The following is a 13,036-nucleotide window of genomic DNA, read 5'->3' on the forward strand; positions in this document are numbered from 1 at the left end:
CCGTGCTCGCGCGGTCGCGATTGCTGAGCCGCGAGGAGCCCGCGCTCGGCGCCGCGCTGGCCGACTACCTACGCGGTGAGGGAATCGACGTTCGCCTCGGAGTCACGATCGACCGGGTCGACGGCGTCGCCGGCGCGCTGTGCGTGCAGTACTCCGACGAACGTGGCAGCCACGCGATCGACGCCGATCACGTGCTCGTCGCGCTCGGCCGCCGCCCCAACACCGCCGGGCTCGGCCTCGCCGACGCCGGCATCGCCACCGGCCCGCGCGGCGAGATCCTCGTCGACGAGCACCTGCGGACCACGCGCTCCGGCGTGTACGCAGCCGGCGACGTGACCGGCGGCCCCGCGTTCGTCTACGTGGCGGCCTACGCCGGGCGCCTGGCCGCCGAGCACGCGCTCACCGGCAACGCGGAGCCCTACGACCTGTCCATCGTCCCGCGGGTCACGTTCACCGATCCGGCGCTCGCCGCGGTGGGTCTCACCGAGACGGAGGCGCGCGCCCGCGGCATCGACACACTCGTGTCGGAGCTGCCGATGAGCCACGTCCCGCGTGCGGTCGCCGCACGCGACACGCGCGGCGTGGTCAAGCTCGTCGCCGACGCGGCCTCTCGCAGGCTCGTCGGAGCGCACATCCTCGCGCCCGAAGCCGGCGACATCGTCCAGCAGGCGGCGCTCGCGATCCGGTTCGGCGCGCGGATCGACGATCTCGCGCGGATGCTCCACCCGTACCTCACCAACGCCGAAGCGATCAAGCTCGCCTGTCAGTCCTTCGATAAAGACGTGTCGAAGCTGTCGTGTTGCGCCGCATGACGCGACCGGATGGAGGATGCCCATGATCGACCGCCCTCGAATGCGCCCTCGCGCGGCTGCCGCGTTCGCCGCGCTCGCCGTGCTCGGCACGGTCGCGGCCGGCTGCGGCCGCGGCACGGTCGCCCCGCCCCCCGATGCACCAGAGGCCGTGCTCGCCGTCGACGGCATGACGTGTGCGTCGTGCGCGGTGACCGTGCGAACGGCTGCCACCCGGGTCGACGGCGTCTACGACGCCCGCGTCGACGTAGACCGCGGGCGCGCACGCGTGCACTACGACCCGACGCGGACCACGCCCCAGGCAATTGCGGAGGCCATCTCGCGCGCGGGCTACCCGGCCAGACCGGCAGGGCCGTAGCCCTCGCCGCGATCGCCGGCCGTCAGCCTGGCCGCTCCGACTTGACCCGCGGCAACAGCTCGACGAAGTTGCACGGCCGGTGGCGGTTGTCGAGCTGTTGGAGCAGGATGCGGTCCATCGCCGTGCGGCACGCCCCCGTGCTGCCGGGCAGCAAAAACACGTAGGTTTGCTCGCACAGCGCCGCCTCGGCCCGCGACTGGATGGTGGACGTGCCGATTTCCTCGTAGCTCAACCAGCGAAACAGCTCGCCGAAACCGGGGATCGGCTTGGTGACCAGCGGCGCCAGCGCCTCCGGCGTGACGTCGCGCGGGGTGACGCCGGTACCTCCGGTCGCGATGATCACATCGATGTCTGGCCGGCGAATCCAGGCCTCGAACTGCTCGCGAATCGCCTCGCGGTCGTCGGTGACGATGGCCCGCTCGCGCACGACGTGGCCGGCCTCGACCAGCTTGTCGACGATGAGCTGGCCGGACGTGTCGGTGTCCACTGTGCGCGTGTCGGACACGGTCAACACGCCAACTTGCACCGGAATGAAGGAGCGATCCGCCATGGGCGGCCGACTGTAACGTGGACGCCCCCGCGGCGCCAGCCGCCGCGAACGCGCGGGCCCGTCGAGGAGGCTGTAGCGGATACCCGCTGGCTGCGGTCGCGATCTGCGGGCGATCTTCGGCGTACGTCCTCGCGCCCTTCGGTTCCGTATGGGGATACGCGCCCTCGTGCGCTGCGGGCGTGCGCCGAACCTCGCCTCGCATCGCGCAACCTCGCTGGAGCGCCTGTACGCAACAGCCGCCTAGCGAAGCGGCCGCAGGCCGCGGCGCGCCCGCAGCTCGTTGACCGCCTTCGCCAGATCACCGTCGGCGCGCAGCCGGCGGGACAGCGCGGCCGTCGACACCCCGGCGGCACGCGCCGCGTCCCCCACCGCGCCGCCGCACGCTTCCAGCAGATCGAGCGCCGCCCGCGCGCCGAGTCGCCACGCATCGCTGCGTCGAGGAAGTTGCGATTGCAACCACACGACCAGCTCCGGCGGTGGCCGATAGCCGTCCAGATCGACCGGCGCCCGCAGGTCGAACGCCAACCGGTCGCGCAGCCGGCGCAGCGCGCGCGCGCGGTTTTCGTGCTGCGACCGGCTCTCGGTCGCGATCGCCACCAGCCCGGTCGGCCGGTGGCGCAGGCGCACGGCGCTGTCGGTCTTGTTGCGCTTCTGGCCCCCCGGCCCCGACGCGCGGAACGTGTCGACGTCGCACTGGCGCAGCAGTGCAGCGTCGGACAGGCGCAGGTAGTCGTCGGCGGCCACGGCGTGGCATCATCGTGCCGCATGATCGCCCCCGCGCGAATCGTATTCTGCCACGGGCTCGAGAGCGGACCGCGCGGGCGAAAGACGGAAGCGCTGCGGGCGGCCGGATTCACCGTGGAGGCTCCCGACTGCCGCGGGGCCGATCTCGCCACGCGCGCCGACCAGATCGTGGAGGTCCTGCGCGCGGACCCGCGACCTGCGGTCGTCGTCGGGTCGAGTTACGGCGGAGCAGCGGCGCTGCTGGCCGCGGCGCGCGCTCCGGGACGAGTCGCCGAGCTCGTGTTGTGCGCGCCGGCGCTCGCCGCGCTCGGCCCGATCCCGCCGCCGCCGGTGCCGACCACGATCCTTCACGGGACGCGCGACGACGTGTGCCCGATCGAGGCGTCGCGCGCGCTGGCGCGCCACGACGGCGTCGACCTCGTCGAGGTGGACGACGACCACCGCCTCGCGGGCTCGCTCGACCGGCTCGTCGATGTCGTGCGCCGCGCCGCGGCCCGCGCGTGACCGCGGCCGCCGTGCAGCGCGGTCGGTCGCAGCCGAGCGGACGCGGAACGCATCGCGTCGATCGCCGCGTCCCCGCGTTCCGGCCGCGCGAACGCCGGCGGCGCGATGACAGCCTCTCGCAGCCGCTGACGGCCGATTCCCTCGCCCGCGCGATCGGCGTATGGTCCGCGGGATGGCTCGCTCGCTACGCATCCCATTCGTCGCCGCCGCCGTCGCCGCCGCCGCGTGCGGCGGCACCGGCCGCACTTCGCCCCACACGGCGCCGGCCACGCCGGCCGCGCCGCCGCAGTCGACGGCCGCGCCGGCGACGGCCCCCGCGCCGTCCGAGACACCGAAGCCGCCCGCCTTCCGCCTGCCGGATACCGCGGCACCGGTGTCGTATACAGTCGAACTCACCCTCGACCCGGCCAAGTCGACGTTCGACGGCGAAGTGACGATCGAGGTCGACCTGCGCGACGCGGCGACCGCGCTGTGGCTCAACGGCCGCGACCTCGACGTGCGCGACGTCGCGGTGACCGCGGGCGATCGCGCCGTGAGCGCGTCGGTCATCGACGAGCACGACGACGACGTCATCGGCTTGCAGTTCGGCGAACCGGTCGGCCCGGGACGCGCGACCGTGCGCATCGCCTACACCGGGAAGGTGTCCGACACCGACTTGTCCGGCGTGTTCCGGCAAAAGGAGGTCGACGACTGGTACCTGTACACCCAGTTCGAAGCGATCGACGCGCGCCGCGCGTTCCCGTGTTTCGACGAACCGCACCACAAGACGCCGTGGCAGATCACGATCCGCGCGCCCAAGGGCCAGGAAGCGTTCGCGAACACGCCCGAGGTCGACCGGGCGGACGATGGCGACTGGGTGGTCCACCGCTTTGCCCCGTCCAAACCGCTGCCGAGCTACCTCGTCGCGTTCGCCGTCGGGCCGTTCGACATCGTCGACGCCGGCAAGGCGGGCCGCAACGAGACGCCCGTGCGCATCCTCGTGCCGAAAGGACGCAGCGCCGACGCGCGGTTCGCTGTCGAGGCCACCGGGCCGATCCTCACCGCGCTCGAGGACTACTTCGACATCCCCTATCCCTACGAAAAACTCGATCAGATCGCGGTCCCCAACTTCTTCGGCGCGATGGAGAACCCCGGATTGATCACGTATGCGCAAAGCGCCCTGCTCCGCGCGCCGAACGAGGAGACCCCCGAGTTCTACCGGCGCTACGCCGGCATCGCGGCCCACGAGATGGCGCACCAGTGGTTCGGCGACCTCGTGACGATGAAATGGTGGGACGACCTGTGGCTCAACGAGTCGTTCGCCACGTGGATGGCCGCCAAGATCGTCGCGCAGTGGAAGCCCGAATGGAGCACCGGCGTGTACGTCGTCCAACAGCGCGAGCGCGCGATGGCCGCCGACGCGTTGCCCACCGCAAAACCGATTCGCCAGCCGGTGACGACCCGCGCCGACGTGTTCGGCGGCAACTCGGCCATCATCTATGCGAAAGGATCGGCCGTGCTCAACACGTTCGAGACCTGGATCGGCCAGGATGCGTTCCGCGACGGCATTCGCGCGTACATCCGCGACCACGCGTGGGGCAACGCGACGGCAGACGATCTGTTCGCCGCGATCGCCGCCCAGTCCAGCTCCGATCTCGCCGCGGCGTTCCGCACGTTCGTCGACCAACCCGGCTACCCGCTCGTGACCGCCGAGTTGTCGTGCGACGCCGGCGCGCAACCGGCGCTGCGCCTGTCGCAACGGCGCTACGTGCCCGAGGGCGCCGACGCCCCGGCCATCACCTGGCAGGTCCCCGTGTGTGCGGTCTACGAGGGCGGTCGCGACTGCACGCTCATGACCGAGGCGACCGCGACGCTGCCGCTGTCCCGCGCTCGGTCGTGCCCGACGTGGGTGCTGGCAAACGACGATGCGGCCGGCTACTACCGCGTCGCGTACACCGGTGACCTGCTGCGCGCCAACCTGCTCGGGCCCGGCGCGCGCAAGCTGTCGCTCAACGAGCGCATGATGCTCATCGGCGACGCCGCCGCGCTGGTCGACGCGGGCGCGCTCGCTCCCGCCGACGTACTCGCGCTACTCCCCAAGGTGCTGCGCAAGGACGACAACCCACACATCGTGCGCAGCACCGTGCGCATCGTGCAGTCGATCGACACCCACCTCGTTCCGGACCAGCTGCGCGCCAACTACGCGCGGTTCGTCCGCAAACTGTACGGCAAACGGGCGGCGCGCCTCGGCTTTACGCCGCGCAAGAGCGAGGACGACGACACCCGCATGCTGCGGCCGACGCTGCTGTCTCTCGTCGCCGTGCAGGGGCAGGACGCGCGCCTGGTGCGCCGCGCGCGCTCGCTCGCGGACGCGTGGCTGGCTGGACGCGCGACGATCGCGCCGGACCTCGTCGGCACGGTGCTCACCATCGCCGCGCGCGGCGGTGACCGCGCCTTCTACGACCGGCTGCTCGACGAGGCGAAGGCGACGAAGGATCGCACCCGCCGCGGCCACCTGCTCGCGGCGATGGCCGCGTTCACCGACCCGGACCTGGTCCGGCGCAACCTCGATCTGATGCTCGGCGACACGTTCGATCTCCGCGAGGCGGCGGTGTTCTTGCAAGCGCCGCTGGCAAACCCGGCGACGCGCGAATACGCCTACCAGTTCGTCAAGGATCACTACGACGAGGTGATGAAAAAGCTGCCGGCGTTCTACGCGCGGTTCGTCGTCTACATTGCGGGCGCGTTCTGCGACGACGCCCACCGCGACGACGCGCGGGCGTTCTTCGAGCCGCGCGTCGCCACGATCATGGGCGGCAAGACGGCGCTCGACCAGGTGACCGAGCAGGTTCACATCTGCTCGGTGCAGCGCGCGGCGCAACAGCCGGCGATCGCCAAGTTCCTGGCCAAGTGGTGACGCCGGCCCGCTACTTGACGTACTTGCGGAACTCCGGCTTGCGCTTTTCGAGGAACGCGCGGGCGCCCTCGCGCGATTCTTCGGTCTGGTAGTACAGTGCGAGCGCCTGCATTCCCTGACCGGCGATACCGCGGATGTTGTCCGAGTCGGCGTTGAACGAGCGCTTCGCGATCGCCAGCGCGGTCGGGCTCTTTTCGAGAATCTCGTCGCACCAGCGGCGCACCTCGGCGTCCAGCTCGTCGTCGGGCACGACCGCGTTGACCAGCCCCATCTCGAGCGCCTGCCGCGCGGTGTAGCGCCGGCACAAGTACCAGATCTCGCGAGCGCGTTTTTCGCCGACCACGCGCGCGAGCAGCGCCGTGCCGAACCCCGGATCGACCGAGCCGACCTTCGGGCCGACTTGCCCGAAAATCGCGCTCTCGCCGGCGATCGCCAGGTCGCACAGGGTCACGAGCACGTTGCCGCCGCCGATCGCATAGCCGCGCACCCGCGCGATGACCGGCTTGGGCACGTCGCGGATGATGCTGTGCAGCTCCTCCACCGGCAGTCCGATCGTGCCCCGGCCGTCGTAGTTGCCGTCGTGCGCCGTCTGGTCGCCGCCGGTGCAAAACGCCTTGTCGCCGGCGCCGGTGAGCACGATCGCGCCGATGGTCTTGTCCCAGCCCGCGCGGTGAAAGGCGTCGATCAGCTCGTCACACGTCTTGCCGCGAAATGCGTTGTAGACCTTGGGGCGGTTGATCGTGATCGTGGCAACGCCGTCGGCGACGTCGTACAGCAGATCCTCGTAGTTCACGGGCCCTCCTCGTGTCAGCCGTGCATGGTCAGGCCACCGGACACGCTGATGACCTGCCCGGTGATGAACGACGCCTCGTCGCTCGCCAAGAACGCGACGATTCCCGCGACGTCTTCCGGTGTGCCGAAACGCCGCAGCGGGATCGACCGCTCGAGCGCCGCGTACACCTTCTTGCCGTAGTCGCCTTCGTCGAGAAACGACTCGAGAAGCGGCGTCTTCGTCGGCCCCGGGCACACCGCGTTGACCGTGACGCCGCGGCCGGCGAGTTCGCGCGCGAGCGCCTTGCCGAACGCGATCAACGCGCCCTTGCACCCGGCGTACACCGCCTCGCCGGACGAGCCGACTCGGCCCGCGTCGGACGCGATGTTCACGATGCGACCGCGGCGCCGCTCCGCCATGCCGCGCGCGACCACGTGCGTGACGTTGAGAGCGCCGCGGTAGTTGATCGCGATGAGCCGGTCCCATAGCGACGGCTCGCTGTCGAGAAACTTGGCGAGCTTGTCCCAGCCGGCGCAGTTGACGAGGATGTCCGCCGGCCCGAGTGCGGCCTCCGCGGTCGAGGCGGCCGCCTGCACCGCGGCGTAGTCGGTGATGTCGCACGCGGCCGCGTGCGCCCGCCCGCCGGCCGACGCGATCGCATCGGCGGTGGCCCCGGCCGCCTCGGCGCTGATGTCGAGCACCGCCACGGCGGTGCCCTCGTCGGCGAGCCGCTGGGCGATTGCCCGGCCGATGCCGCCGCCGCCCCCCGTAACGATCGCCACTTTGTCGGTCAATCCTCGCATCGTCGTCGCTCCTTTTGCGTTCCTCCGTCGGCTCCGGCAGCGGGGCCATCACGCGTTCGCCCGGTGGCCCCGCTGCTGCGCCGTATACCCGCGCGAACGCGCCTCACACTTGACGATTGTCTGGATCGCGCCCGAAATCGGTCCGCGCCGGCAGACGCCGCGCCGCCGTCACCGCCCGGAAAACACCGGCCGCCGCCGCGCGCGCGCCGCCGCGATCCCCTCGGCCAGATCCTCGGTCGCGTAGTCCATCGCCTGGGCGCGCGCCTCCAGTTCGAGCGCGTCGTCGAGGGAGCGATCGAGCGCACCGCGCAAGGTCGCGACGGTCTGCGCGACGGCGATCGGCGCGCACTCCGCGATCGCGGCCGCCTGGGCGCGCGCCGCGGCGACGGGATCGTCGACGACCGCGTTGACCAGGCCGAGGCGCGCCGCCCGGTCCGCCTCGATGACGCGACCCGACAGCAGCAGCTCCGCCGCGGCCGCCGGGCCGACCAGCCGCGGCAGCAGATACGTCGCGCCCATTCCCGGATGCAGGCCGAGCCGGACGAACGTGAAGCCGAACTTCGCCCGCGGGCCGGCGAACCGCAGGTCGCACGCGATCGCAAAGCAGGCGCCGGCGCCGACCGCCGGCCCGTGCACCGCCGCGATCGACGGCACGCGCAGCGTCCGGATCGCCAGGTACAACCGGTAGAACGCGAGCATCGCCGCGCGGTTGCTGTCGAACGAGTCGGCTTGCCGCTCCGCGAGCATGTCGAAGTCCCCGCCGGCCGAGAATGCCGAGCCCTCGCCGCGAACGACCAGCGCCCGCACGCCGCCGTCGGCGTTGACTGCGGCGACGGCGTCGCGGATCTCGCGCCCCATGGCCTCCGTCATCGCGTTTCGTGCGTCCGGCCTCGCCAGCACCAATTCGGCGACGGCCCCGTCGATGGTCACCTCGATGTGTCGGTCCACCGCCGGACTGTAGCCCAAGACCGTCTATGCCGGCGCGCGGGGTGGCCGCGTCGACCGCAGCGGCCGCGCGCGCCGCGGTCAGTCGTCGCGGCCGCGCGGGCGGCGAGCGACCTTGGCGGCTTTCGGCGTGGCGTTGGCAGCCGCTCGGTCCCGTGCGCGCAGCGTCCGCGCGACGAGGCCGTGGTCCACAAGCTTGCGCCGCAACGTGTTGCGGCTCAACCCCAGAATCTCGGCGGCGCGCAGTTGGTTGCCGCCGGTGTGGTCCATGACGAGGTCGAACAGCGGGCGCTCGATCCGCTGCAGCACGTCCTCGTACAGGCCATCGATCGGGTAGCCGTCCATGCGGCGCAGGAACTCGCGCAGCTTTGCCCGCACGACCTCCTCGAGCGACATCTCCTCGAGCGGCACGCGCTCGGCCACGGCGGGCAATGCGGCGTCGACGTCGCCGGCCTCGATCCGCGTGCGGGCGGCGCGAATCACCAGCCGCCGCGCGAGGTCTTTGAGTTCGGCCACGTTGCCCGGCCACGGATAGCGCACGAGCGCATCGAACGCGCGCGACGACAACGTCATGTGTGGCCGACCCGCCTGCCGGCCGTAGTCGCGGACGAAGTGCGTCGCCAGCGGTGGAATGTCCTCGCTGCGCTCGCGCAATGGCGGCAGCGCGATCCGATGCACGGTAAGGTGTTCATACAACTCAGCATCGAACACGCCGGCCTCGACCGCGGCGTCCAGGTCATGATCGCACGAGCCGATCACGCGGGCGCGCGCGGCCGCCGGCTCGCGCAGCGCCGCCGCCAGCTGCCGCTGCGCCGCCGGTTCGAGGGCGCACAAGTTCTTGATGAGCAGCGTGCCGCCGGCCGCGGCGCGCAGCGGTTCGGCCGCCGGCTCGGCTGCGGCGCGGTCGACCAACGGGCGCGGCGCCGCCGCGGCCTCGATCGCGACGAATGCGCCGTCGCGTCGCCCGCCGGCAAAGTGGACCAGGCGCGCGATCATCTCCCGCCCTGTGCCGCGCTCGCCCTCGACCACGGCCGGTGCGTCGCTGCCCACGACATCTTCCAGGTCGGCGGCGACGGAGCGCATCGCGGGACTCTCGATCACGACCAGCGCGCGGCGGATCTCGGAACGTATGCGCGCGCGGGTCGACACGGCGGTTCACGCGGCGCAGCGATCGGCGCCGCGCAGCGATGCGAAGTAGCCGCGCACCAGCTCGACGAGCGCGTCAGGGTCCTCGATCGTCCACGCGCGCTTGCGCAGCGCATTACACCCGCGCAACCCTTTGGCGTACCAGGCGCACGCCTTGCGGATTTCGTGGAACAGCGTGGCGCCGGGCTTGTGTTCGCGCAGGAGTTCGACGTGGCGCTCGAACACGCGAAGGCGGTCGTCGATCGACGGAGGCCCCGGGTCGGGCTCGCCCGCCTCGACCGCACGGATGGCGGAAAACAGCCACGGGTTGCCCATCGCGCCGCGCCCGATCATCACCGCGTCGCAGCCGGTGACCTCGCGCATCCGGCGGTAGCCGTCGACGTCGACCACGTCGCCGTTGCCGACGACCGGCACGTGCGCGGGCACGGCGTCGCGCACCCTGCGGATGACGTCGAGCGACGACCGGCCCGAGAAGCCCTGCGAGCGAGTCCGCCCGTGCACCGTCACCATCGCGGCGCCGGCCTCGACCATGGCGCACGCGAACTCCGGCGCGTTGAGGTGCGCGTCGTCCCAGCCGGCACGATGCTTGACCGTCACCGGGATGTGCGCGGGCACGGCGGCGCGAACGATGCGGACGAGCTGCTGCGCCAGCTCGGGCTCGCGCATCAACGCGGAGCCGCACGCCCCGGCCACCACACGCTTGGCTGGGCACCCCATGTTGATGTCGACCAGCGACGCGCCGATATCGACTGCCATCTGCGCGGCGACGGTCATCGGCTCCTCCTCGCGGCCGAAGATCTGCACGCCGAACGGCCGCCCGCCGAGGCTGGGCGTGAGCTTGTCGACGGTCTTTTGCGCGCCGGCTTGCAGCGCGTGCGCCGACAGAAACTCGGTCACCGTGAGTGCGACGCCGTGCTCCTCACACACGGTGCGGAACGGCAGGTCCGTCACCGCCGCCATCGGCGCCAGCAGCGCCGTCCCGTCGAGTTCGAGCGTCCCGATGCGCACGAGGTCACGACTGTACCGACGCGCGCGCCATTTGCAAGTCGGTCGCCGTATTCACGTTCACGAGGCAGCGCAGCTCCGGGTCCAGCGCCCGCAGGTCGTCCGCGTCCACCGCGACCGCACCGGGGAGGTCGAGCAGGTCGCGCAGCGCGCGCCGGCCGGCCGCGAGCCGCTGGCGCACCGTCGCCGCCAGGTCGCGCGCATACACGGCGTGCAGCGGATGCGGTCGGCCGCCGACCACCGGCACGACCAGCCGGCCGTCGATCGCGAGCAACCGCTCGATCACCGCCGGCGACAGAAACGGCATGTCGCCCGCGACCGCGAACAGCCGCGGCTGCGGGCACCACGCGAGCGCGGCCGCGAGGCCACCGAGCGGGCCGGCGCCATCGACCGCGTCGGGAATGACGGGCAGGCCGTAGCCGGCGAACGGCGCGGCGTTCGACGCGGCGATCGCGATCTCGTCGAACACCTCGCGCAGCACCTCGAGCTGGCGGTCGAGGATGGGTGCGCCGCCGACGTCGGCCAGCGGCTTGCACATGCCGCCGAGCCGCGTCGCGCGGCCGCCGGCCAGAATTGCGCACGCCGCGGAGACCACTCACCACCCCCGCCGCGCGAGGACCGATCCGCGCCGCCACGGCGCGAGCCCCACATGCCTCCCGGCCGGCGGCGGCGACAACACCGTGTGCAGGACGAACGCCTCGCGCGGATCGAGCGCGCTGCCGGCGGCCGGGCGGGCGACCGCCAATCGATCGGCGGGCAGGGTATAGGCGTCCTGCGCGACTTCGAACGTCCCTTCGGCGGCGATGGCACGGCGAGCGAGCGACAAAAACTCGCGCTCTCGTTCGGGCGCCGCGCGCCACGCGAGCACCGCGCCGGCGACGACCGCGCGCGCGTCCGTCCGGTGGGGGACGCGGCCGGCCACCAGCTCGTCGCGGACGCGCTCCATTTCGGCGAGTTCGTGCGGGCCGAGGTCCACCCCCGGCACGTCGGCCAGGCGAAAGCCGTAGAGCGCATCCAGTGGTTCGCCATACAACCGGTCGGCGAGGTCGTGCGCGAGGGCGCGCAGCGGCTCGATCGGCAGGCCGACGTAGCCGCCGCCCATCGGGAAGTAGATGCCGTCGGGCTCGCCGCCGTGCCGCTCGTTCCAGTTCGCGAGCACCGCGCGCGCCGGCTGCGCGCAGCCGGCGGCGTCGAGCGCGCGCGCGACCACCTCGACGCGCAGGTGCCGCGGCGGGTGCTCGTCGTACAGCCGCCCCGACGGGTCGATCCCCACCGCGACCACCTCGCCGGGGGCATCCGGCCGGGCGAACTCCTCGATCATGGTCCACGCGTAGGCCTCGCCGCACATGAGCGCGCCGAACACGTCGCAAAACAGTTCCTCGAGCCACGCTCCGAACACCGCGCGCAGCTGGCCGACGGTGAGCCCCTGGGGGCCGATCGCGAGCGGCCGCGCGCCGATCTCCGCCGGCGGCAGACCGAGCTGCGCGCGCAGCGCGCCGTCGAACCCGCGCGTCGCGTTGTAGAAGTCGTGCGCGATCTCGTGTGCGAGCGCCGGCCACCGCACGATGCGGTCGAAAAAGTCGCGCGGCAGAAAGATCGGCGCGAGACCGGTCGGGATGAATCCCGTCCAGATCGACAGATCGAACGCGCCGAGCACGCACACCGGCGCGTTCGACGTCAGCGGCAGCCCCTCGGCCCGGGCGAACTCCGCGATCGGCTCGTAGCACGCGGCGGCGAACGCGTCGGCGTCGCCGAGCGCGGCGCGCAGCGGACCGGTGCGGCGGCTGTCGATCATGCCCTCGACCCAGCGCAGTACGACCTCGAGCTCGCGAGCGCGCGCGAGCGCCTCGGCCGGAGGCGCGGCGTCGACGCCCTCGAGCGCGACCGCGAGCCGGCGCGCGCGAGCGGCCACGAACTCCTCGAGTGTGTCGACGAACCGGTACGTGGCCCGTTCGAGGCGAGCGCCGGTGGCGAGGTGCTCGGCGCGCGCCTCGATCGCCCGCAGGCGATCGACGAGCGCGGTGCGCTCGGCGTCCCACGCGCGGAACCGCTCGGCGTCGGCCGTCGCGGCCGGCCCGGGCGCCGGTCCCGGCACGCGGTCGACGTCGCCGCGCGCGGTGGGCGCGCCGGCCGGGTAGGGTGCGGGGTGCGCGCGGTCCGGCCGCGGGCTCGGAGCGCCGGCCGGATACGCGCCGGGCGCGTCGTCGGGGTAGGCGGGCGGCGGCTCGTCCGGGTTGGTGGCCGGAGCCGGCTCGACGGCGTCCGGCTCGGGCGCGGCGCCGGGACGATCCGCGCTCCGGCCGCGCGACAGCAACCGCTGGACCAGCGGCGCCACGACGAACACGACGACGGTGAGGATCAGTTCGACCAGGTCCGAGTCCATCGCTCACCGCTCCGGATCGCCACCTGCGCCCGCCGACTCCGCCTCCCCGGCCGCGCCGCGCGCCTCCCCGGCCGCGCCGCTCGCCTCCCCGGCCGCGCCGCTCGCCTCCCCGGCCGCGCCG

General features: G+C 72.7%; 13 protein-coding genes. 4 read left to right on the forward strand and 9 right to left on the reverse strand.

The window, feature by feature from the left end:
• Positions 1-812 (forward strand): mercury(II) reductase (locus D6689_05145; protein RMH43410.1); only part of this gene is annotated, 812 nt, incomplete at its 5' end.
• Between the two features lie 16 nt (positions 813-828).
• Positions 829-1,167: a heavy-metal-associated domain-containing protein gene (locus tag D6689_05150; GenBank protein RMH43411.1), complete on the forward strand. Its 339-nt coding sequence runs from the start codon at positions 829-831 to the stop codon at positions 1,165-1,167.
• A 22-nt stretch (positions 1,168-1,189) separates the two neighbouring features.
• Here D6689_05150 and moaB read toward each other — a convergent pair whose 3' ends face one another.
• Both moaB and D6689_05160 read right to left on the reverse strand, forming a co-directional pair.
• Positions 1,190-1,717, reverse strand: a complete 528-nt coding sequence (gene moaB / locus D6689_05155) for a molybdenum cofactor biosynthesis protein B (protein RMH43412.1) — start codon at positions 1,715-1,717, stop codon at positions 1,190-1,192.
• 240 nt (positions 1,718-1,957) lie between these two features.
• A complete protein-coding gene (locus D6689_05160) occupies positions 1,958-2,461 on the reverse strand; it encodes a peptide chain release factor-like protein (GenBank protein RMH43413.1) in 504 nt (167 codons plus the stop codon).
• A 21-nt stretch (positions 2,462-2,482) separates the two neighbouring features.
• On the opposite strand from D6689_05160, the gene D6689_05165 reads away from it, so the two are divergent.
• Positions 2,483-2,965: an alpha/beta fold hydrolase gene (locus D6689_05165; GenBank protein ID RMH43414.1), complete on the forward strand. Its 483-nt coding sequence runs from the start codon at positions 2,483-2,485 to the stop codon at positions 2,963-2,965.
• Positions 2,966-3,125: 160 nt separating this feature from the next.
• The gene (locus D6689_05170; GenBank protein ID RMH43415.1) at positions 3,126-5,861 is read left to right on the forward strand and encodes a M1 family peptidase; all 2,736 of its coding nucleotides are present in this window, start codon (positions 3,126-3,128) and stop codon (positions 5,859-5,861) included.
• 10 nt (positions 5,862-5,871) lie between these two features.
• On the opposite strand, the gene badI is transcribed toward D6689_05170, so the two are convergent.
• From badI to D6689_05205, 7 genes are all read right to left on the reverse strand, one after another.
• Positions 5,872-6,654, reverse strand: coding sequence for a 2-ketocyclohexanecarboxyl-CoA hydrolase (badI, locus tag D6689_05175; protein RMH43416.1), 783 nt, complete (start codon positions 6,652-6,654; stop codon positions 5,872-5,874).
• Between the two features lie 14 nt (positions 6,655-6,668).
• Positions 6,669-7,436: a glucose 1-dehydrogenase gene (locus D6689_05180; protein RMH43417.1), complete on the reverse strand. Its 768-nt coding sequence runs from the start codon at positions 7,434-7,436 to the stop codon at positions 6,669-6,671.
• 168 nt (positions 7,437-7,604) lie between these two features.
• Entirely contained in the window at positions 7,605-8,384 is a 780-nt protein-coding gene (locus D6689_05185) for an enoyl-CoA hydratase/isomerase family protein (protein RMH43418.1), read from the reverse strand.
• Positions 8,385-8,462: 78 nt separating this feature from the next.
• Positions 8,463-9,530 carry a sigma-54-dependent Fis family transcriptional regulator gene (locus D6689_05190; protein ID RMH43419.1) on the reverse strand — a complete coding sequence of 356 codons (1,068 nt, stop codon included), beginning with the start codon at positions 9,528-9,530 and terminating at the stop codon, positions 8,463-8,465.
• Positions 9,531-9,536: 6 nt separating this feature from the next.
• Complete coding sequence (gene dusB / locus D6689_05195) at positions 9,537-10,535, reverse strand: tRNA dihydrouridine synthase DusB (protein RMH43420.1); 999 nt, start codon at positions 10,533-10,535, stop codon at positions 9,537-9,539.
• Positions 10,536-10,539: 4 nt separating this feature from the next.
• Positions 10,540-11,127, reverse strand: coding sequence for a molybdenum cofactor guanylyltransferase (locus tag D6689_05200; GenBank protein ID RMH43421.1), 588 nt, complete (start codon positions 11,125-11,127; stop codon positions 10,540-10,542).
• Complete coding sequence (locus tag D6689_05205; protein RMH43422.1) at positions 11,128-12,915, reverse strand: hypothetical protein; 1,788 nt, start codon at positions 12,913-12,915, stop codon at positions 11,128-11,130.
• Positions 12,916-13,036: the final 121 nt, after the last annotated feature.

It is taken from the genome of Deltaproteobacteria bacterium, assembly GCA_003696105.1.
Classification (GTDB): Bacteria; Myxococcota_A; Polyangia; order Haliangiales; family J016; genus J016.